26 protein-coding genes and 1 tRNA gene are annotated in these 26276 nt (G+C 62.9%); 19 read left to right on the forward strand and 8 right to left on the reverse strand.

What is annotated here, in order from left to right:
- Positions 1-62 precede the first annotated feature (62 nt).
- Together glmM and GCU68_RS11185 are read right to left on the reverse strand one after the other, a co-directional pair.
- Complete coding sequence (glmM, locus tag GCU68_RS11180) at positions 63-1388, reverse strand: phosphoglucosamine mutase (protein ID WP_152941645.1); 1326 nt, start codon at positions 1386-1388, stop codon at positions 63-65.
- A gap of 171 nt (positions 1389-1559) precedes the next feature.
- Complete coding sequence (locus GCU68_RS11185) at positions 1560-2858, reverse strand: aryl-sulfate sulfotransferase (RefSeq protein WP_152941647.1); 1299 nt, start codon at positions 2856-2858, stop codon at positions 1560-1562.
- Positions 2859-3162: 304 nt separating this feature from the next.
- On the opposite strand from GCU68_RS11185, the gene GCU68_RS11190 reads away from it, so the two are divergent.
- Positions 3163-3501, forward strand: a complete 339-nt coding sequence (locus GCU68_RS11190) for a hypothetical protein (RefSeq protein WP_152941649.1) — start codon at positions 3163-3165, stop codon at positions 3499-3501.
- A gap of 190 nt (positions 3502-3691) precedes the next feature.
- Here GCU68_RS11190 and GCU68_RS11195 read toward each other — a convergent pair.
- The 4 genes from GCU68_RS11195 to ribH form a co-directional block, all read right to left on the reverse strand.
- Positions 3692-3794 (reverse strand) — tRNA-Gln (locus tag GCU68_RS11195).
- A 100-nt stretch (positions 3795-3894) separates the two neighbouring features.
- Positions 3895-4644: an HNH endonuclease gene (locus tag GCU68_RS11200; RefSeq protein WP_152941651.1), complete on the reverse strand. Its 750-nt coding sequence runs from the start codon at positions 4642-4644 to the stop codon at positions 3895-3897.
- Between the two features lie 117 nt (positions 4645-4761).
- Positions 4762-5910 (reverse strand): pyridoxal phosphate-dependent aminotransferase, encoded by a 1149-nt coding sequence (locus GCU68_RS11205; RefSeq protein WP_152941653.1) that lies wholly within the window; start codon positions 5908-5910, stop codon positions 4762-4764.
- Positions 5907-6326 (reverse strand): 6,7-dimethyl-8-ribityllumazine synthase, encoded by a 420-nt coding sequence (ribH, locus tag GCU68_RS11210; protein WP_152941654.1) that lies wholly within the window; start codon positions 6324-6326, stop codon positions 5907-5909. The genes GCU68_RS11205 and ribH overlap by 4 nt, the downstream gene beginning before the upstream one ends.
- 170 nt (positions 6327-6496) lie before the next feature.
- On the opposite strand from ribH, the gene GCU68_RS11215 reads away from it, so the two are divergent.
- The 16 genes from GCU68_RS11215 to GCU68_RS11290 all read left to right on the forward strand — a co-directional run bounded on the left by GCU68_RS11215 (position 6497) and on the right by GCU68_RS11290 (position 22469).
- Positions 6497-7660, forward strand: coding sequence for a 5-(carboxyamino)imidazole ribonucleotide synthase (locus tag GCU68_RS11215; RefSeq protein WP_152941656.1), 1164 nt, complete (start codon positions 6497-6499; stop codon positions 7658-7660).
- A gap of 41 nt (positions 7661-7701) precedes the next feature.
- Complete coding sequence (locus GCU68_RS11220; protein WP_152941658.1) at positions 7702-8334, forward strand: AIR carboxylase family protein; 633 nt, start codon at positions 7702-7704, stop codon at positions 8332-8334.
- A gap of 328 nt (positions 8335-8662) precedes the next feature.
- Complete coding sequence (locus GCU68_RS11225; RefSeq protein ID WP_152941660.1) at positions 8663-9076, forward strand: NADH-quinone oxidoreductase subunit A; 414 nt, start codon at positions 8663-8665, stop codon at positions 9074-9076.
- Positions 9073-9780, forward strand: a complete 708-nt coding sequence (locus GCU68_RS11230) for an NADH-quinone oxidoreductase subunit B (RefSeq protein ID WP_152941662.1) — start codon at positions 9073-9075, stop codon at positions 9778-9780. Before GCU68_RS11225 ends, GCU68_RS11230 begins: the two co-directional genes overlap by 4 nt.
- Positions 9777-11435, forward strand: a complete 1659-nt coding sequence (locus GCU68_RS11235; RefSeq protein ID WP_152941664.1) for an NADH-quinone oxidoreductase subunit D — start codon at positions 9777-9779, stop codon at positions 11433-11435. The genes GCU68_RS11230 and GCU68_RS11235 overlap by 4 nt, the downstream gene beginning before the upstream one ends.
- A gap of 2 nt (positions 11436-11437) precedes the next feature.
- Positions 11438-12529 carry a complex I subunit 1/NuoH family protein gene (locus GCU68_RS11240; RefSeq protein ID WP_152941666.1) on the forward strand — a complete coding sequence of 364 codons (1092 nt, stop codon included), beginning with the start codon at positions 11438-11440 and terminating at the stop codon, positions 12527-12529.
- Positions 12526-12987: a NuoI/complex I 23 kDa subunit family protein gene (locus tag GCU68_RS11245; protein ID WP_152941668.1), complete on the forward strand. Its 462-nt coding sequence runs from the start codon at positions 12526-12528 to the stop codon at positions 12985-12987. The genes GCU68_RS11240 and GCU68_RS11245 overlap by 4 nt, the downstream gene beginning before the upstream one ends.
- Before the next feature lie 2 nt (positions 12988-12989).
- The gene (locus GCU68_RS11250; RefSeq protein WP_152941670.1) at positions 12990-13259 is read left to right on the forward strand and encodes an NADH-quinone oxidoreductase subunit J; all 270 of its coding nucleotides are present in this window, start codon (positions 12990-12992) and stop codon (positions 13257-13259) included.
- The gene (locus tag GCU68_RS11255) at positions 13256-13696 is read left to right on the forward strand and encodes a hypothetical protein (protein WP_152941672.1); all 441 of its coding nucleotides are present in this window, start codon (positions 13256-13258) and stop codon (positions 13694-13696) included. Before GCU68_RS11250 ends, GCU68_RS11255 begins: the two co-directional genes overlap by 4 nt.
- A complete protein-coding gene (gene nuoK / locus GCU68_RS11260; protein ID WP_152941673.1) occupies positions 13693-13998 on the forward strand; it encodes an NADH-quinone oxidoreductase subunit NuoK in 306 nt (101 codons plus the stop codon). Before GCU68_RS11255 ends, nuoK begins: the two co-directional genes overlap by 4 nt.
- Position 13999: 1 nt before the next feature.
- Positions 14000-16039, forward strand: a complete 2040-nt coding sequence (nuoL, locus tag GCU68_RS11265; RefSeq protein ID WP_152941675.1) for an NADH-quinone oxidoreductase subunit L — start codon at positions 14000-14002, stop codon at positions 16037-16039.
- A complete protein-coding gene (locus tag GCU68_RS11270; RefSeq protein WP_152941677.1) occupies positions 16039-17562 on the forward strand; it encodes a complex I subunit 4 family protein in 1524 nt (507 codons plus the stop codon). The genes nuoL and GCU68_RS11270 overlap by 1 nt, the downstream gene beginning before the upstream one ends.
- Positions 17562-19088 carry an NADH-quinone oxidoreductase subunit N gene (locus tag GCU68_RS11275; RefSeq protein ID WP_152941679.1) on the forward strand — a complete coding sequence of 509 codons (1527 nt, stop codon included), beginning with the start codon at positions 17562-17564 and terminating at the stop codon, positions 19086-19088. The genes GCU68_RS11270 and GCU68_RS11275 overlap by 1 nt, the downstream gene beginning before the upstream one ends.
- A 52-nt stretch (positions 19089-19140) precedes the next feature.
- The gene (locus GCU68_RS11280) at positions 19141-20652 is read left to right on the forward strand and encodes a DHH family phosphoesterase (protein WP_152941681.1); all 1512 of its coding nucleotides are present in this window, start codon (positions 19141-19143) and stop codon (positions 20650-20652) included.
- 59 nt (positions 20653-20711) lie between these two features.
- On the forward strand, positions 20712-21518 hold the full coding sequence (locus tag GCU68_RS11285) for a CBS domain-containing protein (protein WP_152941683.1): 807 nt from the start codon (positions 20712-20714) through the stop codon (positions 21516-21518).
- 201 nt (positions 21519-21719) lie between these two features.
- Entirely contained in the window at positions 21720-22469 is a 750-nt protein-coding gene (locus tag GCU68_RS11290) for an NAD(P)-binding oxidoreductase (RefSeq protein ID WP_152941685.1), read from the forward strand.
- A gap of 51 nt (positions 22470-22520) precedes the next feature.
- Here the strand turns inward: GCU68_RS11290 and GCU68_RS11295 are convergent, their stop codons facing one another.
- Positions 22521-23585 (reverse strand): polyprenyl synthetase family protein, encoded by a 1065-nt coding sequence (locus GCU68_RS11295; protein WP_152941687.1) that lies wholly within the window; start codon positions 23583-23585, stop codon positions 22521-22523.
- 162 nt (positions 23586-23747) lie between these two features.
- On the opposite strand from GCU68_RS11295, the gene GCU68_RS11300 reads away from it, so the two are divergent.
- On the forward strand, positions 23748-25058 hold the full coding sequence (locus GCU68_RS11300) for a M28 family peptidase (RefSeq protein WP_152941689.1): 1311 nt from the start codon (positions 23748-23750) through the stop codon (positions 25056-25058).
- Between the two features lie 52 nt (positions 25059-25110).
- Entirely contained in the window at positions 25111-25935 is an 825-nt protein-coding gene (locus GCU68_RS11305) for an NAD(+)/NADH kinase (protein WP_152941691.1), read from the forward strand.
- Positions 25936-25991: 56 nt separating this feature from the next.
- Here the strand turns inward: GCU68_RS11305 and GCU68_RS11310 are convergent, their stop codons facing one another.
- The gene (locus GCU68_RS11310; RefSeq protein WP_152941693.1) at positions 25992-26240 is read right to left on the reverse strand and encodes a hypothetical protein; all 249 of its coding nucleotides are present in this window, start codon (positions 26238-26240) and stop codon (positions 25992-25994) included.
- Positions 26241-26276 lie beyond the last annotated feature (36 nt).

Below are 26276 nucleotides of genomic sequence, written 5' to 3' on the forward strand. Positions count from 1 at the left end.
GCGTTACGAATTCGAACGCCGACATCGCGAGCCGACGGCCACGTGGAACGGTTCCGACGGCGTCAGGCGGCCGCTTCGAGCGCACCCTCGACAATCGCCACGGCGTCGGCGACGAGCTCCTCGGCTCGCGACTCGGTTCGAGCCTCGGCCGTGACTCTGACGACCGGTTCGGTTCCGCTGGCACGAACGAGAATCCATCCGTCCTCGAGGTCGATCGAGACGCCGTCGAGCGTCTCGACGTCGTCGTACTGCTCACGGGCCCGATCGCGGACCCGGTCGATCACGGCGGCTTTCGCCTCGACCTCGAGCGACGTTCGCCGGATCGGATACGTCTCGACGTCGGCGACGAGTTCCGAGAGCGGCCCGCGGTCGGCGACGTGCTCGAGGAGTTTACAGGCCGCGAGCGGGCCGTCCGGACACAGCGTCTCCGTCGGCCAAATCCACGCCCCACTTGGCTCGCCACCGAAGACGACGTCCGGTCGACTCGCTTCCTCGGCCACGAAGACGTCGCCGACCGGCGTTCGCGTGACCGATGCCCCGACGGCCGCGAGCGCGTCGTCGACTGTCATACTCGTTCCGACCGGCGCGGCGACGACGTCGCCGTCGCTTGCGACCTCGCGCGCGAACAGCGCGAACAGCACGTCTTTCGGGACGAACGTCCCCGTTTCGTCGACAGCCATCATCCGGTCGGCGTCCCCGTCGTGGGCAATCCCGAGGTCGGCAGCCGTCGATTCGACCAGCGACGAGAGGCCAGCGAGCGTCTCTCGCGTCGGCTCGCTCGCCCGACCCGGAAAGCTGCCGTCCTGTTGGCCGTTCAGCGTAACGACGTCACAGCCAAGCGTTGCAAGCACGCGAGCAGTGATCCCGCCGGTCCCGTTGCCGACGTCGACGACGACGCTCGGCGGATCGTCGATCGACACTGCCTCGGCGAGTGCCCCTGTGTGGCGCTCGAGCGCGCCGTCGAGCGACTCGCGCGAGCCCTGCTCGTTCCAGGGCCTGAGGTCGTACGCCTCGCGTTCGACGCGCGTCGCGATTGCCTCGCGCTGCTCCGGACCGAAGGCCTTGCCCGACGCCGACCAGAGTTTGATCCCGTTGTCCGGCGCGGGATTGTGCGAGGCCGTGACGACGACCCCCGCGTCCGCATCCGCCCAGGCCACGGCTCTCGCGATCGTCGGCGTCGGTGCGACGCCGACCTCGAGGACGTCTGCCCCGCACTCACGCAAGCCGGCGATCAGTGCCTCGGCGAGAACTGTGCCGCTCTCCCGAGCGTCCCGCCCGACGACGACGCGCTCGTAGCCGTCGGATGCGACGGCTCGCCCCACGGCGAGTGCGAGTTCGGCTGTAACGTCGTCACCAACAGTTCCTCGGATACCGCTCGTTCCGAACATACGAGTACGCTCGAGGAAGCGGGGATTACTATACGGCCGCTAACAGCGTGTCCGCGGCCTATGCTGTCGCTAAGCCTCCGGAGGTGCGATTTCGTCCGTCGTCGGCCGTGGCGTTTGCCGTCGTGAGCGTGCGGTCGGACCGACAGGAAGGAACGAATCCGGCCCCGTTTACTAGCCGACGAACCGTCGCCAACTGAAAACGACGCCCTCCGCGGCGAGCCACAACACGCCGAGGACGATACCGACGACGTGCAGTATCTGCGGGAGGTGCATCCACGTCGGGAAAGCGTACTGGGCCATCGCCTCCCACTCGCTGAGTATCGACTCGACGGTGCTGCGCTCGTTGTCGACCGCGGTCAACTCATCGCCCGGCGGTGCGTCCGACCGTTCGTCGACGCCGATACGGTCGGCCTCGTACGGCAGCGGGATCACGGTGCCGTCGAGGTCGTCGTACTGCCAGACGATCTCGCCATCGGGATCGACCTCGAGTACGCGGTTGTTTTGGGAGTCGGTGATGAGCGTGTTGCCGTTTGGCAGTCGGTCGGCATCCCTGGGCCACTGCAGTTGCTCACCCGAGGGGCCGGTGTACTGCCAGATGTGTTCGTCGGACTCGAGGTCGTGCTCGACGATGCGATCGTTTTCGCTGTCTGCGATGACCATCGTCCCCTGGGCCTCGAGTCGGTGAGGGTTGTGCTGGCGTTCCAGAACGCTGTGGTTACCCGGCTCGCCGACGACGTCGACGATCTCGTCGGTCTCCGGATCGACTTCTATTATCACGTCGAAGTTCCGGAGACTCATCTGGAAGTTCCCGTTCTCGAGGTGGTCGATGTCGTTCATATGCGTCCAGTCGTCGTGTTCGCCGTCCTTCTCGGGCCCGCCGTAATCCTCGTAAAACGGCGTGCCGGGAGTCAGATGGTCCTCGGCCTGCCACTCCCAGGTGATCTCGCCCTCGCGGTCGACAGTGAACGATCGATCGTTCCCCATGTCGATAATCGCCGTCTCGCCGTTGTCGAGTCGTTCGACGTCGTGGACCTCGTGGTGGCCGATGAACTCGTCGTACCAATCGTATTCCCAGCCGACCTCTCCCGACTCCTTGTCGATCTCGACGACGCGGTTGTGGACGCAATGGTCGTCTCGCTCCTCGTACTCGAGGTATTCATCGGGACAGTCTTCGGCGGGGGTTTTGACGGCGACGGCTGCGAGCACCGTCTCCGGATCGAGTTGTTCGACGCCGAACACGCGCGAGTTCGGTACTGACCACTCCCAGACGACCTCGCCGTCGGGCGCCAACTCGACGACTCGCCCGTCGTCGTTGTACGAGTGGACGCCGACGAGCGTATTCCCGGGGTATCGCTCGTCTTCGTTGACGATATCGGCGTCACGGTCGACGACGACCGCTTGGACGCCGAGTGAAACGATCAGGAGGACGATAACGACGGCGACGACGGTAATGCGTGTTCGCTGAGTCATTCGTTGGGGGGGTTGCGTTCAGACTGGTGTCGTCCGACTCGAGTGGGTCGGTATGTATCCGTCCGCGACAGTCAATTACCCTCGAGACCCACACCTCTACGCGGCGAAATATCATGAAGCTTGGCAGAGATCTCGTCCCCGACGAAATTCCGCGTGACCGAACGTTCACAGCGGCTGATCCGCGCGTATCGACCGGGTTCGCTGTGTACCTCGAGCCGTCGACCGATCGTGTAACCGAGAGGGTCATTGACGAACAATTGCAGGGCAATCGCTATCACATCCCTTGAGCAGGATGCGAGTACTCATGGCCACCGTCGAAACGATCCTGTCATCAGTTTTCAATACGGTTCCCGAACTCCACTCCGGCCAGCTCGGACTCCTCGCGGGAGTGCTCGTCGGCGTCCTCTACTGGCACGGCTACCGTCGGTCGTCGCTTGCCCTCCTCACCGCACTCTACCTGCTGGCGCTTGGTGTCGTCCCAGCCCCCGCACGAGGGCTGCTCGTTGTACAGTCCCAGCCGTGGTACTTCTGTTCGCTTCTGGTCGTCACCTCACTCGGCGCGATTGGCGGTACTGTTATTTGGACTCGAGTGTCGCGCTCGAGCCAACCGTGGCTGTCGAGGGTTGGCCAACGTGACATCTAACATCGCTGCTGGACACGACCGTTGTCGCTGCGTTAATCCTGGTTCGGCCAGTATTACGGACGAGACGGACTTCGAGTTACGGCCCGCCTTGTTTCGGTCGGATTCGAACCACGAGGACTCGAATCATCTCGTCCTCTGGGATCGAACCGCCGGTGGATATTTCGCACTCACGGAGTTGTTCGCGCGAAAATAGTCCCGGGCGGATTCGAACCGCCGTCATGGGCTGTCTTCCGTGACGGACCAAACCGAACACGTCCAAAGGCCCATATGATTGGCCACTACACCACGGGACTTCTCACTTCGTTCATCGACCCGCGTACCTCGCAGTTCCATCGGAACCGCTCGCCACCACGGGACTTCACTCGCTGGATAGACCACCGTCGTACAATAGTGTTACTTTTCGTCTCGAGGAGAGACCACGATTTCCCCTGCCTCGACACGCCGATGACAGCTCCGACAGAGTGTAATCACGTTGTCCATCGTATGTGCAGCGTCGGGATGGTCGAACGATCGGACAGGCTGTCGGTGATGGACGTCCGGGTTCTGTCCGAGTTCGTCGGCGTCTACCCCACAGTGTTGACACTTGTAGTCGTCACGCTCGAGTGCCTGCCGTCGAATCTGCCACCAGTGCCGGCCATACGTAATCGGGCTGCCCTTCCGTTGGTGGTGGTTGGGACCGACAATGTTCTCCGAGAGCCACGCACCGTAGCACTCGAGCGTACAGAAGAAGCCGCGGGTGTGCTCCTCAAGTTGCGCTGGCCGAACCTCGAGTTCGGCGTCACACGATTGACAGTGGACTACTACTCGATTTCCTTTTATTGACAGATTCGTCGGAAGAAGCCCGTCTGCAGTGTTGACACACGGTGGGCAATAGACGCCGTCCTTGTTCGACGGATAGTATTCGAACTCCTCTCCACACCGTTTACACGCCGTGGTCTCTATCGCATCGCTCCAGTTGCCGTTGTGCTCGCCAGCGTTCGGATTACAGTCATCGCAGAACTCCCGTCTGGCCTTCGGGTCGTAGAACTCGAGGCCACACCCACGACAGGTTCGATTCGGAAGTGGCTCGTCGTGGACTTTCGTGTGGTGTTGACGCATGCCACGCTCCGTCGAGAGCGTCTTCCCGCACGTTGGACAGTCCATGACGGGGTTGGCGTAGTCATCCCGTATAAACTCGAGGACGGACACTCGAGTGACAGCCGTTGCTGACGGAGGACACCCCTTGGAAAAGCAATCGACTCGAAACGCCAGTCAGCGGCGTTACAGATAGCCTTCTTCGACCAGTCGCTCGATGCCTTCCTCGAGTCGCTCCTCGCTCGCAGCGTAGGAGATCCGCGCGTAGCCGGGGGTGCCAAAGGCGCTGCCGGGAACCGTCGCGACGTGGGCATCTTCGATCGCGCCCTCACACCAGGCCTGATCGTCGTCATCGACGGGGAGCATCATATAAAACGCGCCTTCGGGGACGGCGACGTCGACGCCGTGTTCGTCGAGTAAGTCGACGACGAGGTCGCGCCGTTCCTCGAACGCTTCGGTCATCTCTTTGACGGCGTCGTCGGTGTTCTCGAGGGCTTCGATGCCGGCGTGCTGGACGAAGTTCACCGCGGAGGAGACCGAGTGGCTGTGGAGTTTGCCGGCCTGATCGATCAGGTCCTTGGGGCCGGCGAAGTAGCCGAGTCGCCAGCCGGTCATCGAGTACGCCTTCGAGAAGCCGTTGACCGTGACCGTGCGGTCGGCCATCCCCTCGAGCGTGCCGAGGCTGGTTGGCTCGACGCCGTAGGTGATCTCCTTGTAGATCTCGTCGGAGATGACGGTGATGTCGTGTTCGACGGCGAGATCGCGGACGCCCTCGAGTGCTGCGTCGGAGTAGACCGCGCCGGTTGGGTTCGACGGCGAGTTGACGACCAGCAGTTCGGTGTCGTCGGAGACGGCCTCGGCGAGGTCGTCGAGGGCGGGCTCGAGTTGGAAGTCGGTCTCGGAGAGGTCGACGCGGGTGAGGTCGCCGCCGGCCATCTTGACCATCGCCTCGTAGGAGACCCACGCGGGATCGAGCAGGACGACCTCGTCGCCGTCCTGAATGAGTGCCTGCACGATCTCGTAGAGCGCCTGTTTCGCACCGGGCGTGACGATTATCTCGTCGGGACCGTGATCGAGACCGTCGTCGGCCAGCTTGTCGGCGATCGCTTCGCGCAGTTCGAGGATTCCAGCCGAGGTCGTGTAGCCGGTGTGGCCAGCATCCATCGCGTCCTGTCCGGCGTCGATGATGTTCCGCGGCGTCGGGAAGTCGGGTTCGCCGACGGAGAGGTCGACGACGTCTGCGCCGTCGGCCTCGAGTTCGGTCGCGAGGGCGGAGATCGCAAGCGTTGCGGACGGTTCGACTCGGGTTACGCGGTCGGTGAATTCCATCGTCATTGTTGATCTGGGTCGGGAAGTTGTGCGACGAGATCGAGCGCGCCGTCGACGGCTTTCGCCGCGTTTTCGACGCGTTCGCGCGATTCCGCGGCGGACATACCGGGCCCCGTTACGCCGAGGGTCACGGGGGTGTCACGCTCGAGACTCACGTCGGAGAGCCGCTGGGCGGTCGCGTCGGTGATCACCTGATCGTGGTCGGTGTCGCCGGTGATGACCGTCCCGATGACGGCGACGGCGTCGACCGCCTCGAGGCGGGCGAGTCGGTCTGCCGCCAGCGGGGCGTCGTAGACGCCCGGGACGGAGACCGTCTCGTACACGTCGGCACCTGCGGCCTGGGCTGCCTCGAGAGCCTCTTGTTCCATCTGCTCGGTGATCGGACGGTTGAACTCCGCGACCACCAATCCGAGCGTGGTCATACGCGACCGGTAGAGAGGGCGGGTAAAAGAGGTACCGTTATCGAGTAACAAACTCGGATAATCGACCACGATAAATTATCCGCAACCGACGGAACGGACAGCTATCGGGATTCGAACCGCGTTGGTCTATTGAGAACGCTTAAGCGCGGGCAACGTCAACCGTTCGCGCAATGACAACGCTGCAGACGCCCGGACCGACGCTTGGCGTCGTCGGTGGCGGACAGCTCGGACGAATGCTCGCCGAGGCGGCGTCGCCGCTCGGCGTCGAGGTGGTCGTACTCGATCCGACACCCGACTGCCCGGCCGCGCCAGTCGCCCGTGACCAGATCGTCGCTGACTTCGACGACGAGGCAGGCATTCGCGAACTCGCCGCCCGCGCAGACGTCCTCACGTTCGAGATCGAACTCGCCGATCAGGACGTCTTAGAGCGCATCAGCGAGGATACGGGGACGCCCGTACATCCGAAGCCGTCGACACTGCGGACGATCCACGACAAGCTCGTCCAGAAACGGGAACTCGAGGACGCCGGCGTTCCGGTGCCGCCGTTCCGTGCGGTCGACGACGCCGACGACATCCGCGCGGCCATCGACGACTACGGCGCGCCAGTCATGCTCAAAGCGCGGACCGGCGGCTACGATGGTCGCGGGAACGTTCCCGTCGAATCGAAGGCTGACGCCGAGGATGCCCTCGAGTCGGTCGCCGGCCCCGCGATGGTCGAAGCGTTCGTCGAGTTTGAACGCGAGGTGTCGGTGATCGCCGTCAACGGCGACGACGAGATCGCGACCTTCCCGCTGGGCGAGAACATCCACGTCGACGAGATCCTTCGAGAGACGATCGTGCCCGCGCGCTCGAGCGAGGCCGTCTCCGAGCGCGCATACGAGGTCGCACGGGACGTTCTATCCGTGATGGATGGCCGGGGCGTCTATGGGATCGAGCTCTTTGAAACTCCTGACGGCGAGATTCTGCTCAACGAGATCGCCCCGCGCCCGCACAACTCGGGCCACTGGACGATCGAGGGCGCACAGAGTTCCCAGTTCGAACAGCACGCCCGAGCCGTCCTCGGCTGGCCGCTCGGCTCGACCGAACTGCGCTCGCCAACAGCACTCGCGAACCTGCTGGCCGATGTCGAGGAGAATCAGGACGCACGTCTCCGACACGTCGACCGTGTGCTCGAGACGCCCGGCGCACACCTCCACTGGTACGGCAAGCGAACGTCCCGTCCGGGCCGGAAGATGGGTCACGTGACGGTTTCCGGCGACACGGACGCCGACGTCGAAGCCCTGCTCGAGACCGCGCGCGAGCTCGAGTCGGCCGTGACGTTCACGGCGGAGTAGTTTCGGGCGGATTGAAGTCATCCGCCCGACCATCCTCTCCTATGAGCGACAGCGTCAGCGACCTGATCGACCGCCTACACCGCGAAGCCGAGCAAGACCGCCTGAACGATGAGACGCCCGACGTCGGAATCGTCATGGGTAGCGATTCGGACCTCGAGGTTATGATGACCGGCGGGAAACGCCGCGGTGCCTACGACGCGTTCGTCGACGAACTCGGCTTCGCCGAGCAGACCGACTACGAGAACTCACCGGAAGAACGGTTTACGTTCGAGACGTACGTCACCTCGGCTCACCGCACGCCGGATCTGATGACGGCGTACGCCGAGACGGCCGAAGATCGGGGCCTCGAGGTCATCATCGCCGGGGCTGGCGGCAAGTCGGCCGATCTGCCGAACATGACGGCCTCGATCGCCTACCCGCTGCCGGTGATTGGCGTCCCCGTCCAGGAGAAGTCCGTCGACAGCGTCATCGGGATGCCAACCGGCGCCCCGCTGGTCGCCGTCGACGCCGGCAAGTCGTTCAACGCCGCGCTCTCTGCGGCGCAGATCCTCGCCCGCCAGCACGATTCGGTCCGTGACCGACTCGTCGCCTACCACGACGGCCTCCGTGAGGGTGTCGGAACCGTCTCTCGCGACCTGCACGATCAGGGAACGAAGACGTTCTCGAGCGAGTAACGATCTCGCCGGGCACAAATTCAACACCTCGAGGGGAGTGAGCAACGGTCTCGACGATAGCGAACCGTATGTCGTCCGGTTGATGGTACTAGAAGACCATCGTCTTTCGTGAAAGATTCCCTCGTTCGGCCGTAACGACGCGGTTCGAAGAACGACACAGACCAGTCACGTCAGTAACTAGTTCAACGCTCGATAGCTACGAATGACATACGAGTAAAACCCAAGTGAGTGATTTATCACGAAAGACGGCGTTGTAGTCCGTCTTCCGCCGAAAAACGAACAATCAACCCTTATATGCGTGCGGTTTGAACCCTCGAACGTTACGGAGATGAATGATTGGATCGCAATCGGGGCGCTGGCGCTCGTAGGACTGCTGATACCGCTCGGAATGATGGCGGTATCGTACCTCTTACGGCCGTCTGTCCCCGAAACGAGTAAACGTGCCACCTACGAGAGTGGCGAGGTTCCAACCGGCGGGACGCGCATTCGGTTCAATATCCAGTACTACATGGTTGCGCTTTTGTTCCTCGTTTTCGATATCGAGACCGTCCTTCTGTTCCCCTGGGCGGTCGTCTACCTGGATGCCGTCGAATCGGACGCCGTCTCGCTGCTCGAGATCCTCGGGCCGATGCTGTTGTTCGTCGCCATCCTGATGGTCGGACTCGCATGGGCGTGGCGCAACGGTGCAGTACAGTGGGCACAGACACCGCGTCAGTTAGCGTCCGGTGATGATCGACAATGAGCAGTAACAATCCACGACAATCGATCCACGACAGCACCGCACCGTCGACGGATACCCGCGACTCGCGGATCGGCGAAGGTCCGGACGACCGGTTCAACTCCAAGCTCCGGGAGGCGTTCGGCGCATCGCCGTTTATCCTCACGAAGTTCGATAAGTTCATGAATTGGGTCCGGGGCAACTCGATGTTCATGCTACAGTTCGGGATCGCCTGCTGTAGTATCGAGATGATCCATACCTACGCGATCAAACACGACCTCGATCGCTTCGGTGCTGGCGTGCCACGCGCATCGCCGCGACAGGCCGACGTGATGATCGTCCCCGGGACGATCGTCTCGAAGTTCGGTCCCCGAATGAAGCGCGTCTACGACCAGATGCCCGAGCCGAAGTTCGTCGTCGGCATGGGATCGTGTACGATCTCCGGCGGCCCCTTCCAAGAAGGATACAACGTCGTGAAGGGTGCCGAGGAGATCATCCCGATCGACATTCACGTGCCGGGCTGTCCGCCCCGGCCGGAGGCGCTCATCTACGGCGTCGCCAAACTGCAAGAGCGGATTCGAAACGGCGAGTCGTCGCCGGTCGTCGTCAAACCGTACGAACTCGAGCAGTTCGGCGACCTGCCGAAAGACGAACTTGTCCAGAAACTCGCGAGCGAAATCGACGAAGACGATCTCGTCATGCGTTACAACTGGGCTGATTCACCATGAGCACGGGACTCGAGAAACGAGCGACACGGGTCGAAGTCTCCGAAGACGACCTCGAGGCGCTGCTCGGCGACCGCGCGCTCGGACGCGACGATCACCTCAACGCGCCGGGGTTCGTCATCCGACCGGACGACGTTCAGGATGTCCTCACTGACCTTCGGGACGAAGCCGGCTTCGATCACCTCTCCTGTCTCACCGCACAGGAGTATTCGGATCGGTACGAATCGATCTATCACCTGAAAAAGTACGCCGATCCGACCCAGGAGGTCTCAGTGGTTGTTCCGACGACGACTGACGACCCCGTCAGTCAGTCGGCCGAACCCGTCTTCCGGACGGCGGATTGGCACGAGCGCGAAGCGTTCGACCTCGTGGGGATCGACTACGAAGGCCATCCTGATCCGCGACGGATTCTCTTGCCCGAAACCTGGCAGGGGCATCCGCTCTCTAAGGGCTACGATCAGGAGAAGCCACAGATCGTCACGCTCTCGGAACACGCCAACCCGATCCAACCCGACCACCACGACGAGGAGTCGGACACGATGTTTTTAAACATCGGACCACACCACCCGGCAACCCACGGCGTGCTCCACGTCAAGACGGTGTTAGATGGTGAGACGGTCGTGGATATCGACCCCGACATCGGCTACCTGCACCGCTGTGAGGAGCAGATGTGCCAGCAGGGGACCTATCGCCACCAGATCATGCCCTACCCTGACCGGTGGGACTACGTCTCAGCCGGCCTCTTAAACGAGTGGGCATACGCCCGCGCGGCCGAGGATCTGGCGAATATCGAGGTTCCCGAGTACGCCCAGATCATCCGGACCATGGGCGCCGAACTCTGCCGGATCGCCTCGCACATGCTCGCACTCGGCACGTTCGCACTGGACGTCTACGGCGACTTCACCGCCGTCTTCCAGTACGCGTTCCGCGACCGCGAGGTCGTCCAGGACATCCTCGAAGACCTGACCGGCCAGCGGCTGATGTTCAACTACTTCCGCCTCGGCGGTGTCGCCTGGGACCTGCCCGAACCGCGCGACGAGTTCATCGCGAAGACGCGGGACTTCCTCGACGAACTCCCGGCGAAAGTCGACGAGTACAACGACATGATCACCTCGAACGAAATCTTCCAGGTCCGGTGTCACAACACTGGGATCTTGGAACCCGAGGTGGCCAAACAGTACGGCTGTACCGGCCCCGTCGCCCGTGGGTCCGGTATCGACTACGACCTGCGGCGTGACGACCCCTATGGCTACTACGAGAACTTAGAGTGGGACGTCGTCACCCAGGACGGCTGTGACAACTACGCGCGTGTGCTCGTGCGGATGCAGGAAGTCGAAGAGTCGGCCAAGATCATCGAGCAGTGTCTCGACTTGCTCGAGGACTGGCCCGAAGACGACCGCGAAGTGCAGGCCAACGTTCCGCGGACGCTCAAACCGGACGCCGACACGGAGGTCTACCGGGCGGTCGAAGCCGCAAAGGGCGAACTCGGTATCTACATTCGTTCGGACGGGACGGACAAACCTGGTCGGTTCAAGATCCGCAGTCCGTGCTTTTCGAACCTGCAGGCGCTCGAGGTCATGTCGGAAGGGGAGTACATCCCTGACCTGGTGGCCTCGCTGGGCAGTCTCGACATCGTTCTCGGGGAGGTGGATCGGTAAGTATGGTCGGTGGCGTTCCACCACTCCCGTTACAGAGTGATACCGTGTTGCTCCCCGAGCGGATCGGCAAGCTGACTGGCCTTGATCAGTTCGGCCTCGGTGGCGAACTGCTCGCGACGTTCCTCGCGGCGTTTATCGTCGGAAACATCATGCTGGCGATGACCGGCGTCGCCGGTCCGTGGGCGAAACGAAAGATCACGGCCGCCTTCACCGACCGAATTGCGGTCAACCGACTCGGTCCGGCCGGCTTGCTGATTATCGTCGCCGACTCGGTGCGACTGCTCTCGAAGGAACTGATCGTACCCGAGCACGCCGATCGACCGGCGTACGACCTCGCACCGATCGTTATCGCGTCCTCGGCACTGCTCGGCTTTGCCGTGATCCCGATGGGAAGTGGGATCCACCTCGCTGATCCCGAAGTCGGGCTGGTGTACGTCTTCGCTGTTGCCGGCATCGCAAGCATCGGCCTGATGATGGCCGGCTACTCGTCGGCGAACAAGTACTCGATGCTCGGCGGCCTTCGGGCAGTCGCACAGAACATCGCCTACGAGATTCCGCTAGTCGTCACCGGGATGTCGGTGGTCATCTTCGCCGGCACCTTACAGATGAGTGCGATCGTCGAGGCACAGGCGCAGACGCTCGTCTCGCTCGGTGGTCTCGACATTCCGGCGTGGTACGCGCTGGTCAACCCGTTCGCGTTCGTCCTCTTTCTGGTGGCGAACTTCGCCGAAGTCGGCCGCAATCCCTTCGACACACCCGAAGCGCCGACCGAGATCGTCGCTGGCTACCAGACCGAGTACTCGAGCGTCTACTTCGTGTTGATCTACCTCGGGGAGTTCATCCACATCTTCCTCGGCGGGGCGATCATCGCGACGATTTTCCTCGGCGGTCCGGCAGGGCCAGGACCAGATGGACTCGGTATCGTCTGGTTCATCATCAAGATCTGGGGAGTGTTCTTCCTGACCCAGTGGCTCCGCTCGGCGATCCCACGTGTCAGAATCGACCAACTTATCGAGATCGGCTGGAAAGGACTGCTCGTCCTTTCGTTCGCTAATCTCGTCATCACCGCAGTCATTGTGGGGCTGATAGCATGATCGGACTACTCAAATCCATGGCCACGACGATGAAACACGCACTGGACGGCTCGACGTTTACCGTCGAGTATCCGGAGACCGCACCGGACGTCTCCCCGAGATTTCGGGGCGTCCACAAGTTTAGTCAGGAACGCTGTATCTGGTGTCGCCAGTGTGAGAACGTCTGTCCGAACGACACGATCCAGATCGTGATGGACGACAAGCGAAACGGCGAGCAGTACAACCTCAACATCGGGCAGTGTATTTACTGCCGGCTCTGTGAGGAGGTCTGTCCAGTCGACGCCATTCTGCTCACCCAGAATTTCGAGTTTACCGGCGACACTAAACACGAGCTGGTCTACAACAAAGACCAGTTGCGAGCCGTACCGTGGTACAAAGATATCGACCCGCTCGAGTCACGTGAACCCGATCGGGGTGCGTGGATCGGCGAAGGAGACGGAGACGTCGACTACCAGTAACAATGATGGATACGATAGCGTTCGCGGCATTTGCGTTCGTGACGCTTGCCAGCGCGCTGGGGATGGTTCTCTTTCGGGATCCGTGGCACTCGGCGCTCATGCTTGGCGTGGCGCTGCTGAGCATCGCAGTTCACTACGTGATGCTCGCCGCCGAGTTCGTTGCGATGATGCAGGTTCTCGTCTACGTCGGCGGGGTGCTCGTCCTCATCACCTTCGCGGTGATGCTGACCCAGCGTGATGAACAGGCGTCCGAAGAGGTGGTACAGACATGACGACAGGCCCACAGCTCAGACTCGGCAAATCGCTGCTTCCCGGGCTGCTCGCCGTCGGCCTGTTCGGGCTGATGGCACTGATCGTCCTGAACACGTCGTTTGCGTCGATGGCCGGCTATCCGGACGGTATCTCGATCACGTCCGAACTCGGCTACGCGCTGTTCGATCTCGAGGTGTTGCAATCGACCGACGGCTCGATCGGCGTGACCGAGCCGTTCCTCGCAGCGTTCCTGTTGATCGCAATCACTCTGGACGCTGCACTCGACGCCTCGCTCGTCCTCGCGAAACGCGAGGAAGAAGGCGAGCCGGTCTCGCCGCTTGCGCGTTCGACTCCGGACACCGCCGATACGGCCGACTCGAGTGGCTTTGTCACCGAGCCGACGGCGACCGACGGTGGCACCTCCGATGCGGACTCGAGTGGAGGTGACGACCGATGACCGTCGCCGTCGAGTACTACGTCCTGTTGTCGATGGGCCTGTTCTGTATCGGGCTCTTCGGCGTGTTGACGCGTCGCAACGCACTGATGTTCCTGATGTCCGTCGAGCTCATGCTGAACGCGGCGAACATCAACCTGATCGCCTTTTCGTTCTATCACGGCAATCTCACGGGGCAGGTGTTCGCGCTGTTTACGATGGCGCTTGCCGCCGCTGAGGTCGCCGTCGGGCTCGGGATCATTCTGGTGTTGTACCGCAACTTCCGTGACGTCGACGTCACGGTTCCGACGACGATGAGGTGGTAAAATGGCAGGAACAGGAATTTTCAGTTACGCTCCGGCGATCGCACTGTTCCCGCTCGTGGCGTTTGTTGTCGCTCTGGTGTTCGGCAAGTACATGCCGAAAAAGGGGGCGATTGCGGGCATCTTTGCGACGGCAGGTTCGTTGTTGCTGTCGCTCGTGATGTTTGCAGCCGTCGCGGGTGGTGAAGTGTATCACGAAACGCTGTACGAGTGGACCTCCGGCGAGATTACGAGCCAGGTCGGTGCCGAGGAGATCGAATTCACGTTCGGAATCCTGCTCGACCCGCTATCGACGCTGATGTTGGTCATCGTCTCGCTCGTCGCATTGCTCGTCCACGTATTCAGCCTCGGATACATGAACGCCGAAGGCGAGACGGGACTGCCCCGATACTACGCTGAACTCGGGCTGTTTACGTTCAGCATGCTCGCGTTCGTCTTCGCGGATAACCTGCTGATGGCGTTCATGTTCTTCGAACTCGTCGGCCTGTGTTCGTACCTGCTGATCGGGTTCTGGTTCCGAACGCAGTCGGCTCCGTCGGCGGCGAAGAAAGCGTTCCTCGTCACCCGTTTCGGGGACTACTTCTTCCTGATCGGGGTCGTCGCGATCGCGGCTACGTTCGGCACGGTCGCGTTCGCCGGCGACGACTCGTTCGTGACGGCAGCCGAGACTGCGATCGACGACGGCACGCAACTGTTCGGCTTCGACGCCCAGACGTGGGTGACGATCACCGGACTGCTGGTGCTGGGTGGTGTCATCGGCAAATCCGCTCAGTTCCCACTCCATACCTGGCTGCCGGATGCGATGGAAGGTCCGACTACCGTCTCCGCGCTGATTCACGCGGCGACGATGGTCGCGGCCGGTGTCTATCTGGTCGCCCGGATGTTCGGCTACTACGCACTCAGCCCGACCGCACTCGCGATTATCGCCTTCGTCGGTGGCTTTACCGCACTGTTCGCGGCGACGATGGGTGTCGTCAAAGACGACATCAAGCAGGTGCTCGCGTACTCGACGATCAGCCAGTACGGCTACATGATGCTGGGACTCGGCGTCGGCGGCTACGTCGCCGGCGTCTTCCACCTCATGAACCACGCCTTCTTCAAGGCGCTTCTGTTCCTCGGTGCCGGGGCCGTCATCGTTCTCATGCACCACGAACAGGACATGTGGAAGATGGGCGGCCTCAAGAACAAGGCCCCCGTCACCTACTACACGTTCCTCGCGGGCGCGCTCGCACTCGCCGGAATCGTCCCGTTCTCGGGCTTCTGGTCGAAAGACGAGATTCTCTACGACGCACTGATCGTAGGCTTAGAGCAACCGGTTATCCTCGCCGCGTACGCGATGGGACTCGTGGCCGTCTTCTTCACCGGCTTCTACACCTTCCGGATGGTCTTTTTGACCTTCCACGGTGAGCCCCGATCCGAGATGGCAGAGGACCCACACCCGGTCGGCTGGGCGATTAAGGTCCCGCTGATCACACTGGGTGTCCTCGCGACCGTCGCCGGGCTCGCGAACCTCGCTCCCGTCGCGAAACTGCTCAGTATCGACATTACGTTCCTCGAGTTCTGGCTCGACGGCGAGTACGGAGCTGTCGAAGGACTGACCTACCACGACTACCACGAGACGGTCCCCTTCGAGGAGGGCTACATTACCTCGGAGACGGTGACGATGCTGCTCGGTGCCGGCGTCTCGCTCGGGCTCGCGCTGGCCGGCGCGCTCACTGCACATTCGCTGTACAACGTGCCTGAGCCGTCCCGCCACATGACGAAACTCGGCGGCGCGTACACCACCTTGCGGAGCAACTACTACCAGGACGAGTTCCAAGTCTGGCTCGCCGAAGGGCTGACGCTGCCCATTGCGCGCGCGGCAAACTGGTTCGATCAGACCGTCATCGACGGAACCGTCAACGCCGTCTCGTCTGTCAGCCTGTTCGGGAGCGACCGTGTGAAACACGTTCAAACGGGAATCGTGACAAACTACGCAGCGCTACTGGTGGCCGGGTTCCTCGGCTTACTGGTCGTGCTCGGACTGTACGGAGGGTGGTTCTGATGATGATCGAAGTACTAATCGCGGTTGCACTGGTCGGCGCGTTGGTGACGTTCGTCGCGCCGAATCGAATCGCAGGCAAGCTGGCGTTCGCGATCAGCCTCGTGCCCGCCGTGCTCAGCCTGTGGATGTTTACAGCCTTCGACGGCAGCGGCAACGCCTTGCTCGAGGGCACGCTTGCCTTCGAGTCCCACTACGAGTGGCTCCAACTCGGCGAGTACTCGATCTCGTGGTTCGTCGGGCTCGACGGCATTAGCATCCCGCTCGTCGTCCTGACGACGATTCTCGTGTCGCTTGCGATCATGAGTTCGTGGACGCCAATCGACGACCGCGAGTCCCAGTTCTACGGGCTCGTGCTGTTCATCGAGGCGAACCTCATCGGCGTCTTCGCCGCGCTCGATTTCTTCCTCTGGTTCATCTTCTGGGAAGCGGTGCTGATCCCGATGTACCTGCTGATCGGTATCTGGGGCGGCCCGCGACGGAAGTACGCCGCGATCAAGTTCTTCGTCTACACGAACGTGGCATCGCTCGTGATGTTCGGTGCCTTCATCGCACTCGTCTTCGGACTCGGCGACTCGGTGACGTCGTTCGCCCTGCCCGAAATCGCGACGGCGATGCTCGAGGGCGGTCCCGACGGCTTCCTCGGCCTCGAGGGAACGACGCTCACCTCTGTGGTGTTCGTCGCGATGTTCCTCGGGTTTGCAGTGAAGGTGCCGGTCGTTCCGTTCCACACGTGGCTGCCGGACGCCCACGTTGAAGCTCCGACACCAGCGTCGGTGCTGCTGGCGGGGGTCTTGCTGAAAATGGGGACCTATGCCCTGCTGCGGTTCAACTTCACGATGTTCCCCGGACAGGTCGAGACGTACGCCGTGCCGATCGCGGCAATCGCCGTGATCAGCGTCATCTACGGGGCGATGCTCGCACTCGCCCAGACCGACCTGAAACGGATCGTCGCCTACTCGTCCGTCTCGTCGATGGGCTATGTCATCCTCGGTCTGATCGCCTACACCCAGTTCGGGGTCGGCGGGGCGACGTTCCAGATGGTCTCACACGGCTTCATTTCGGGGCTGATGTTCATGGCCGTCGGCGTCATCTACAACGCCACGCACACCCGACTCGTCACGGATATGTCGGGGATGGCAGACCGGATGCCCGTCGCGGTAGGTATTCTCATCGCCGGCGCGTTCGGCTACATGGGGCTGCCGTTGATGTCCGGCTTCTACGGCGAGTTCACCATCTTCTTCGGGGCCTTCCAGGCCGACTTCGCGTACGCGCCGCTGTTTACGTCGCTCGCGATGTTCGGCATCGTCATCGTCGCTGGATACCTGCTGTTTGCGCTCCAGCGAACCGTCTTCGGGCCCTACGAACTCGAGACCGACTACGAGGTGAGCCGCGCACCGCTGCACGACGTCGTGCCGATGTTCGTGTTGCTCGGCATCATCATCCTGCTGGGCGTGGCACCTGACTTGATCTTCGAGATGATAACCGACGCAGTCGATCCGATCCTGAACGGAGGTGAACTGTAATGGCGGTGCTCGAACTCCCCGAGTGGGCAGCACTCGCACCGGCATTGATCATGGTCGCAACCGCGCTGGCGCTGTTCGTCTTCGATAGCGTCTCCCCGCGGTCGACGAATCGCTCGCTGCTGGCTGGAACCGCGGCTGGTGGCGCACTCGCCTCACTCGCCGTCGCCGTCTGGTACACCGCCGCTGGTGTCGGCACGCCTACGATCGATGGCGGTCGCGGCGAGATCGAGCCAATCCACGGCCTCGTCGTCGACCAGCTCGCGCTGTACTTCATGATCGTCGTCGCGATCGTCACCGCACTGATCGCGGTGGCGAGCTACGACTATCTCGCCGGCCACACCTACCAGGCCGAGTACTACTCGCTCGTCATGCTCGCGGCGAGTGGGATGTCGCTGATGGCTGCCGCAAACAGCCTCGTGACGATCTTCATCGCACTCGAGCTCGCGAGCCTGCCGTCGTACGCGCTCGTGGCGATTCTAAAGGACAACCGCGGGAGCGTCGAAGCTGGCCTGAAGTACTTCCTGATCGGCGCGCTCTCCTCGGCGATCTTCCTCTACGGAATCTCGCTGGTCTATGGCGCGACCGGCCACCTCTATCTGGCCGACATCGCAGCCGTTCTCGAGGCCGGCGACGCGGACGGCTTCGGTGGCCTGCTCGGACTCGGCATCCTCATGCTGATCGGCGGCTTCGCGTACAAAACGGCGAGCGTGCCGTTTCACTTCTGGGCCCCCGAAGCGTACGAGGGGGCACCCGCACCGATCAGTGCGTTCCTCTCCTCGGCGTCGAAGGCTGCCGGCTTCGTGATCGCGTTCCGCGTGTTCACGACCGCGTTTCCGCTCGAGGCAACCCAGGAACTGATCGGCATCGACTGGACGATCGCCTTCGTCATCCTCGCGATTGCCACGATGACGATCGGGAACTTCGCGGCAGCGACCCAGACGAACGTCAAGCGGATGCTCGCGTACTCGTCGATCGGTCACGCCGGCTACGCGCTGATCGGACTGGCGGGACTCACCGCCGACGGCGGCGACCTCGTCATGGGTGCCGCGATGATGCACCTGCTCGTCTACGGCTTCATGAACACGGGGGCGTTCCTGTTCGTCGCACTCGCCGAACACTGGGGCGTTGGCCGCACGTTCGAAGACTACAACGGCCTCTCGGCACAGGCACCCGTTGCGTGTGCCGCACTGGTGGTCTTCATGTTCAGTCTCGCTGGCGTGCCGCCGTTCGCTGGCTTCTGGAGCAAGTACTTCCTGTTTACCGGCGCGATCAGCATCGGCACCACCGCCATGCTCGCCGTCGCCGCTGCGCTGGTAGTCAACAGTGCACTCTCGCTGTACTACTACTCGCGACTGGTCAAGGCAGTCCTGATCGAGGACCCGCTCTCTGACCGTGGCGCGCTCGACCAGCCAACGGGGCTGTACGCGGCGCTCATCGTCGCTGCCGTGATGACGGTCGCGTTGCTCGCCGGCTTCGGTCCGATCGCCGAGGCTGCAACCGACGCGGCTGCCGCCGCGCTCGCCTGACGCCGGCGAGCACCCGGTAGCTTTTACCCGTCTCGGTGGCAAGCCGATATAAATGGTTTTCCGGCTCGTACTCGGGTGTGGGGCTGTCGGTCGGAAGGTCGTCGAACGGTTCGACGACCGCGACGACACGTCGCGCGACCGGCTGCTCGTCGTGACCGACGATACGAGCATCGTCGAAGCGCTTCGCGACGAGAGCATTCCGGCTCGAGACGCCGATCCGACCGAACCATCGGTGATCGAGAACATCGAATCGCCTGACGTCATCTTCATCGCGAGTGATCGGACCGACGTCAACAGAACCGCACTCGAGCGTGCTCGGTCGCAGTTCCCGACCGCATCGATCGTCGCCTACCTCGGCGGGAATGCGACCGAATCCGATCGAACAACGTTCGACGACCTCGCGGATCACGTCGTCGATGCCGAGTCGGCGATGGTCGAGCACGTTCTCGAGGGCGTGGCCCGGCCATCGGCCGACGCCGCCATCGGCCTGCGAAAACAGCTGTCGTCGATCGACGGCCGGCTGGCGGTCGTCATGCACGACAACCCCGATCCCGACGCGATCGCAAGCGCCGTCGGACTGACAGACATCGCTGCGGAGGTCGACGTCGACGCCGACGCTTGTTACTTCGGCAAGATCTCACATCAGGAAAACCGCGCGATGGTCAACTTACTCGACCTCAACCTTCGGAACCTGTCGCCGACGGACTCACTCGAGGAGTACGACGCGTTCGCACTGGTCGATCACTCCCGGCCCGGCGTCAACGATCAGCTGCCCGAGGATTTAGCCGTCGATATCGTTATCGACCACCACCCGCCTCGCGGGCCGGTTCCCGGCGAGTTCGTCGACCTCCGCGAACACGCGGGTGCGACCAGTACGGTCCTGACCGATTACCTCGAGCGCTTCGGTCTCGATCCCAGCGTCGCGACGGCGACGGCGTTGCTCTACGGCATCCGGATCGATACGAACGACTTCACTCGAGAGGTATCGCCGGCGGATTTCAACGCCGCGTCGGTGCTGTATCCGTACGTCGATACGTCGGTGCTCGATCAGATCGAACAGCCAACGGTCGAAGGTGAAACCTTGGAGACGATCGCTCGAGCGATCAAAAACCGCGTCCAGCGCGACACGGTCGCCGTCGCGAGCGTCGGTCGAATCAGCGACCGTGATGCGTTGCCACAGGCGGCTGATCAACTGTTGTCGATGGAGGGCGTCGAGACGACGCTGGTCTTTGGCTTTCGCGACGAAATGGCGTTTCTCTCGGCGCGTTCGCGGGCGGCAGACGTCGACCTCGGGGAGACGCTACGGGACGCGTTCGATCGGATCGGCAGTGCCGGTGGCCACGCCGACATGGCCGGCGCGCAACTCGAGGTCGGCATTCTCGGCAGCACGAACGACGAGAACGAGGTCGAGTCGATCGTCAGCGTCGTCGAAGAGGTGATCACGAATCGATTCTTCGAGGCGATCGAGACCCAACCCGGCACGTCGGTCGGGGCGTACACCCAGACCAGCCAGTGGCTATTTACGATCGACGAGGGCGACGCCGAACACGAAGAGTCCGCGTAGTATCACGGCGACGACCGCGGGAGGACAGTCTTTTGCTCGGGGAGGCCGTTGACCCAGCTATGGACGTTGTGTCGGACAGGAGCAAACCGCAGGTCAAAGAGTACATGACGCGTGACGTGGTGACGGTTGCCCCCGACTCGACCGTCGGTGACGTCGCAACGCGAATCGCCGAGAGCGACGAACACAGCGGCTTCCCTGTCTGTGAGCGACGCCGCGTGGAGGGGTTTATTAGCGCCCGCGATCTGCTGTTGGCCGACGACGACGAGCCCATTTTCAAGGTGATGGCGACGGACTTGCTCGTCGCCCACCCCGACATGAAAGTGACCGACGCGGCCCGCGTGATTCTTCGATCGGGCATTCAGAAACTCCCCGTCGTCGACGATGCCGGCAATCTCGTCGGCATCATCTCGAACGCCGACGTGATCCGCAGTCAGATCGAACGGGCAACCCCCGAAAAGGTGGGGAAACTGGTTCGGACGCTCGAGCAGATCCACAACATCGACCTCGAGCAAGAACGCCGGACGGTGCCGCTCGCGGACCTCACGCCCACACAGGGGCGGGTGTACGCCGACGAACTCGAGGGGCGACGCTACGAACTCGAGCACGGACTGGCCGAACCGCTGGTGGTCATCGACAATAACGGGACGCTCCTGTTAGCCGACGGGCACCACCGCGTCCTCGCGGCGGATCGACTCGGCATCGACGAGATGGATGCGTACGTCATCGTCATCGATCAACCGGTTGATCTGGGAATGGCCAACACGGCGAAAAAAGAGAACTTGGAGAGCATCGACGACATTGACGTCGTCGATTACGCTCGACACCCGCTTGTCCAGACGACGAAACGGCTGCAGTCTGACCGCTAGTTCGACCGGCGAGTCGAACACAACCGGTCACTGGTACTGCACCTGTCGGTCAACGCGATTTCCGCATGATCGCATTCGAGTGGTCGTCACCGTCGATGACCCAACGGACGGCAGACAGCCACGACAGCTGTCCGGTAGTCCGACTGTCGGCCTATCTGAACACTGGTGAGTCTTATTCGTGTTCGGACAGTACCTCGCTCGATGACAACTGGCGGCGACTCACCTACTCGAGTGCTCATTGCTGGCGCGAGCGGCGACACCGGAACCGAACTGCTATCCGTGTTACACCCGACCGAACTCACCGTGCGGGCGTCAACGCGCTCGTACGAACACGTCGACACCCTCGAGCGACTCGGAGCCGACGAGGTGATCGTCGCTGACTTCTTCGAGCCAGCCGACGCGGTTGCGGCCGTCGACGGCTGCGACATCGTCTACTGTACCGTCGGCACCCCGCCGAGTTGGCGACACACGGTCGGCGGGAAATTGGTCGACCGGACAGGCGTAAGCACCCTCGTGACGGCCGCGCTGGGGACCGGCGTCTCCTACTTCGTCCACGAGAGTGCGATCGGTGTCGGGGATTCGAAAACCGGACTCTCGATACCCGCTCGCGTGTTGCTTCGTGGCTCGTTGCAGGCCAAGCAGGACGCCGAGAACGCACTGCGCCGGTCCGAGCTGCCGTATACGATTCTCCGGCCGGGACGCCTGACGAACGAACCGCCGACCGACGAGATAGTCGTCGGCGAGGGTGGCGATTCCGTATCGGGATCGATCCCTCGAGCCGACGTCGCTCGACTCATAGCCGTGGCCCCGTTTACGCCCGCGGCGCGGAATCGAACGTTCGAAATCGTCAGCCGCGACGGACTCGCCGAGCGGCCACGAAACGTCGTCAGCATCGACTGGGCGTTCGACCGCCTCGAGGACCTCGAGACAGCCACCCACGACGAGGGCTGAGAGACGGGACGAGATCGAACGACAGGGTCCTTCGAGGCCGCGGGGTCGGCATCACTCCTCGCGATCGATGACGAACTCGGTGAACTCGTGGAGCTTTCGGGTGGTCTCGTCGTCGAACTCGAGGCCGTCGATCGCGGCGCGCGCCTCGGCGGCCAACTCGAGCGCGTGCTCGCGGGCGTCGGCGACGCTCCCGGCGTCTTCGATGATCGACAGCGCCTCGTGGATCTCAGCGTCGGTGTTCGTGTCGGCGCTCAGAATTGCCTGGAGCCGTCGCGCCCGCTCGGGGTCGCTTTCCTGGATCGCGTGGATGACCAGCAGGGTTCGTTTCCCCTCGCGGATGTCGTTGCCGAACTCTTTGCCGAAGTCGCCGGCCCGCCCCAGCGAGTGTTCGACGTCTAAGATGTCGTCGCCGATCTGGAACGCGATCGACGTCAGTTCGGTGTAGCGCGCGACGGCCCGTTCGACGTCGTCCGGCTGGCCGGTGATAATCGCCGCGAGGCGGGCGACGATCCGCCCGAGACAGCCGGTCTTACAGGCGCACATCTCGAGGTACTGTTCGGTGGTGATTTCGGGGTCGGACTCGTTGTGCCAGCAGATGTCCATCCCCTGTCCGAGGTGCGTTCGGTTGAGTTCGTACATGAGCATCTCGTAGGCGGCGAGGCGTCGTTCCGCCGGCAGGTCGCCGGGATCCTCGGTCAGCACTTTCAACGGGAGGAAGTACATCGCGTTCCCGGCGTTGAGCGCGACGTCTTGCCCGTAGATGTGGTGAAGTGCCGGTTTCCCGCGCCGAATCGAGGCCTCGTCTTCGACGTCGTCGACGATGATCGTCCCGTTGTGGAGGATCTCCGGAATACAGGCATACGGCAGGTACTCGGCTGGGTCTTCGCCGAAGGCCTCGATGAAGACGAGAAAGAGCACAGCCCGCCACCGTTTTCCACCCCTATCGAGTAACTCCCACAGCGGCGCCGAGAGGGCACGCTGGATGCTATCCGGGTCGTACTCGTAGGTCGGCTCACCGAAGAACGTCGCCAGATAGTCGGCATCGATCTCGCGTGGAACGAGATCGGCGATCGCCTCGTCGATAACCGGCCGCCACTCAGCAAGCGTCTCCCGCATACGCGTCTCGAGACGGAGCGCCGTCAAAAAGATTCTCAGATGATCCTGACCGTACTACGGACAACGATCAATCTAGTCTAGCACACGCAATCCACCGTGGGAGGGACCGGAAGATAGCGACAGCAGCGGTACAGTTACCCGCGTGCACGGTAAGAATATCCCATGACACGCTGGATCGGTGAGCTCTTTACGAGCGACGTCGGGTGGGACCACCTCGAGGCGCTCGTCGACATCGGCAACCGAATGGCAGGCAGCGACGGCGAGCGCGAGGCCGCCGAACTGACACGTGAGGCGCTCGCAGACGCCGGCGCGAGAAACGCCCGCCTCGAGTCGTTCGACATTCAGGGCTGGACGCGCGGCGAGAGTTCGATCGAAGCCGGCGAGGCGACCCACGACTGTATCGCGCTCCCGCGGAGTCCGTCCGCGAACGTCTCGGCACCGCTGGTCGATCTCGGCTACGGCCTTCCCGACGAGTTCGACGACGCCGACCTCGAGGGGGCGATCGTCATGGTCCGTAGTGACATCCCGGAGTACGCCGACCGCTACATCCACCGCCGGGAAAAGTACTACCACGCCGTCGATAACGGGGCCGTCGGCTTCGTCTACCGCAACCACGTCGAGGGCTGTCTCCCGCCAACGGGGAGTGTGGGGACTGACGACGAGCCGATCGGTGAGATTCCGGCCGTCGGCGTCTCGAGCGAGGTCGGGGCTCGACTGGCCCGACGGTTCGATGGCGACGAGATCGAACTCGTCGTTGAGGCCGACCTCCACGACGCGACCAGCCGGAACGTCCACGCCGAACTCGGACCCGACACCGACGAGCGCGTGCTCGTGACGAGCCACGTCGACGCCCACGACATCGCCGAAGGGGCACTCGACAACGGTGCCGGGACGGCGATGCTCGTCGAACTCGCGAACGCGCTGGCGAGTCGGGAAGCCGACCTCGAGACTCGCGTCGAGTTCGTCGCGTACGGTGCCGAGGAAGTGGGACTGGTCGGCTCCACCCACCACGCCGAGACGACCGACCACGAGACGATCACAGCGATCGTCAACAACGACGGCGTCGTCCGCGATCGCACGCTCTCGATGACGACCCACGGGTTCGACGACCTCGAGGCCGCCGCAGACGCCGTCGAAGATCGCTACGACCACCCGATCGAGACGGTGCCGAAACTCGGTCCTCACAGCGATCACTGGTCGTTCGTCCAGTGGGGCGTGCCGGGGTATCACGTCACGTCGACGTCAGACGAGGTCGGCCGCGGCTGGGGCCACACTTTCGCTGACACTATCGAAAAACTCGAGCGACGCACCCTTCGAGAACAGGCGATCTTGCTGACCGACCTCGTCGTCGAACTGGCGCGTGAGGATGTCACCGTCGCGCACAGAACGCCCGACGACATCGCCGCCGACCTCGAGTCCCAAGACCTCGCCGAGGGGATGCGGATTACTGGCGACTGGCCATACGAGACGTAATCGCTCGGGAGACAACCGCACGCTTTTTTCCAGTCCGTGCCAACGGGGTGGCATGGACGCCGCGTGGTTCGAAGCCGAGCAGCCGGTCGTCGGAATCGTCGAGCGAACGCGAACGGACGACAGTGACGATGCCGGCACGCGGCCGATTCGTGTCGACGCACTCGAGGCGACGCTGAACGACGCCGACGGCGACGCCGTCCGTGGCGACCCCGAGGACCTCCTCGCGGCGGCGCCGTCGCTGCTGGTCGCTGCAGGAGAGCAGGCGCTCTCGGCGATCGCTCGAGCCGACCCCAACGTCCCCGTCCTGCCGGTCGGCGACGTTCCCGGGATCGACGCCGTCGACCACGATGTGCTCCCGGCTGCACTCGAGGCCGCGCTAGCCGGCGAGGCGACGATTCGACAGCGGTCTGTGCTGGGTCTCACTGTCGAACCCGCCGGCAGCAAGGTTCTCGATGATGAAGTCCGTGAACGGGCGCTGTTCGACGTCGCGCTCGTGACCGAGGAACCGGCACAGATCTCCGAGTACGGCGTCTCGAGTCGTGGCGAGTCGGTCGCGACCGTTCGGGCCGACGGCGTCGTCGTCGCGACCTCGGCGGGCAGTCACGGCTACGCCAGCGCGGTCGACGCACCCCACCTCTCGGCGTCCGTCGACGCCGTTGCCGTAACTCCAATCGCGCCCTTTGTCGTGCAGACCCGACAGTGGGTGCTCCCCGAGGACAGCCTCGCGCTTACCGTCGAGCGCAACGAAACCGTCGTGACGCTCGTCGCCGATGACCGGCCCGTCTGTACGGTCGACGTCGATTCGCGGGTCGAGATCGCCGTCGACGGCTCGCTCTCGGTGCTCTCCGTTCCGGATGCTTCACTCGAAGGAGAGTGAGTTTTCGCAGCAGAACACACCGGGACGGCGTTTCGTCTATCGGTGCTCGAGTGGCGTTAGCTGTTGTAGGGCTCCTCGTCGCGATGATGATCCGGATTCGCGTTCTCTACGGCGTCGGCTTCCCGCTCGTCGGATTTGTGTCCGATATCCTGTCGACGCTGTTCTTCGTCTTGGCGCTCTCGGGCCTCTTTCTCCGCTTCGGTGAGCTCCTCGTCTTCCTCGTCGTCGGCCTCGGTGTCCTCGTGTGCCAGTTCGACGTCCCGTCCGTGCTCGTCTGTGCCGGTCTCGTCAGTTGAGTCGGACATACTGATCCCGGATGGGGATACCGTCGAGTCCCGAAA

The organism is Natronorubrum aibiense (genome assembly GCF_009392895.1).
In the GTDB taxonomy this organism is placed as follows: Archaea; Halobacteriota; Halobacteria; order Halobacteriales; family Natrialbaceae; genus Natronorubrum; species Natronorubrum aibiense.

Excerpts from the sequence above, each read along its gene's own strand:
- glmM (WP_152941645.1), bottom strand. The coding sequence starts at position 1,388 with ATGTTCGGAACGAGCGGTATCCGAGGAACTGTTGGTGACGACGTTACA.
- GCU68_RS11185 (WP_152941647.1), bottom strand. The coding sequence starts at position 2,858 with ATGACTCAGCGAACACGCATTACCGTCGTCGCCGTCGTTATCGTCCTC.
- GCU68_RS11190 (WP_152941649.1), top strand. The coding sequence starts at position 3,163 with ATGGCCACCGTCGAAACGATCCTGTCATCAGTTTTCAATACGGTTCCC.
- GCU68_RS11200 (WP_152941651.1), bottom strand. The coding sequence starts at position 4,644 with ATGGACTGTCCAACGTGCGGGAAGACGCTCTCGACGGAGCGTGGCATG.
- GCU68_RS11205 (WP_152941653.1), bottom strand. The coding sequence starts at position 5,910 with ATGACGATGGAATTCACCGACCGCGTAACCCGAGTCGAACCGTCCGCA.
- ribH (WP_152941654.1), bottom strand. The coding sequence starts at position 6,326 with ATGACCACGCTCGGATTGGTGGTCGCGGAGTTCAACCGTCCGATCACC.
- GCU68_RS11215 (WP_152941656.1), top strand. The coding sequence starts at position 6,497 with ATGACAACGCTGCAGACGCCCGGACCGACGCTTGGCGTCGTCGGTGGC.
- GCU68_RS11220 (WP_152941658.1), top strand. The coding sequence starts at position 7,702 with ATGAGCGACAGCGTCAGCGACCTGATCGACCGCCTACACCGCGAAGCC.
- GCU68_RS11225 (WP_152941660.1), top strand. The coding sequence starts at position 8,663 with ATGAATGATTGGATCGCAATCGGGGCGCTGGCGCTCGTAGGACTGCTG.
- GCU68_RS11230 (WP_152941662.1), top strand. The coding sequence starts at position 9,073 with ATGAGCAGTAACAATCCACGACAATCGATCCACGACAGCACCGCACCG.
- GCU68_RS11235 (WP_152941664.1), top strand. The coding sequence starts at position 9,777 with ATGAGCACGGGACTCGAGAAACGAGCGACACGGGTCGAAGTCTCCGAA.
- GCU68_RS11240 (WP_152941666.1), top strand. The coding sequence starts at position 11,438 with ATGGTCGGTGGCGTTCCACCACTCCCGTTACAGAGTGATACCGTGTTG.
- GCU68_RS11245 (WP_152941668.1), top strand. The coding sequence starts at position 12,526 with ATGATCGGACTACTCAAATCCATGGCCACGACGATGAAACACGCACTG.
- GCU68_RS11250 (WP_152941670.1), top strand. The coding sequence starts at position 12,990 with ATGATGGATACGATAGCGTTCGCGGCATTTGCGTTCGTGACGCTTGCC.
- GCU68_RS11255 (WP_152941672.1), top strand. The coding sequence starts at position 13,256 with ATGACGACAGGCCCACAGCTCAGACTCGGCAAATCGCTGCTTCCCGGG.
- nuoK (WP_152941673.1), top strand. The coding sequence starts at position 13,693 with ATGACCGTCGCCGTCGAGTACTACGTCCTGTTGTCGATGGGCCTGTTC.
- nuoL (WP_152941675.1), top strand. The coding sequence starts at position 14,000 with ATGGCAGGAACAGGAATTTTCAGTTACGCTCCGGCGATCGCACTGTTC.
- GCU68_RS11270 (WP_152941677.1), top strand. The coding sequence starts at position 16,039 with ATGATGATCGAAGTACTAATCGCGGTTGCACTGGTCGGCGCGTTGGTG.
- GCU68_RS11275 (WP_152941679.1), top strand. The coding sequence starts at position 17,562 with ATGGCGGTGCTCGAACTCCCCGAGTGGGCAGCACTCGCACCGGCATTG.
- GCU68_RS11280 (WP_152941681.1), top strand. The coding sequence starts at position 19,141 with ATGGTTTTCCGGCTCGTACTCGGGTGTGGGGCTGTCGGTCGGAAGGTC.
- GCU68_RS11285 (WP_152941683.1), top strand. The coding sequence starts at position 20,712 with ATGGACGTTGTGTCGGACAGGAGCAAACCGCAGGTCAAAGAGTACATG.
- GCU68_RS11290 (WP_152941685.1), top strand. The coding sequence starts at position 21,720 with ATGACAACTGGCGGCGACTCACCTACTCGAGTGCTCATTGCTGGCGCG.
- GCU68_RS11295 (WP_152941687.1), bottom strand. The coding sequence starts at position 23,585 with ATGCGGGAGACGCTTGCTGAGTGGCGGCCGGTTATCGACGAGGCGATC.
- GCU68_RS11300 (WP_152941689.1), top strand. The coding sequence starts at position 23,748 with ATGACACGCTGGATCGGTGAGCTCTTTACGAGCGACGTCGGGTGGGAC.
- GCU68_RS11305 (WP_152941691.1), top strand. The coding sequence starts at position 25,111 with ATGGACGCCGCGTGGTTCGAAGCCGAGCAGCCGGTCGTCGGAATCGTC.
- GCU68_RS11310 (WP_152941693.1), bottom strand. The coding sequence starts at position 26,240 with ATGTCCGACTCAACTGACGAGACCGGCACAGACGAGCACGGACGGGAC.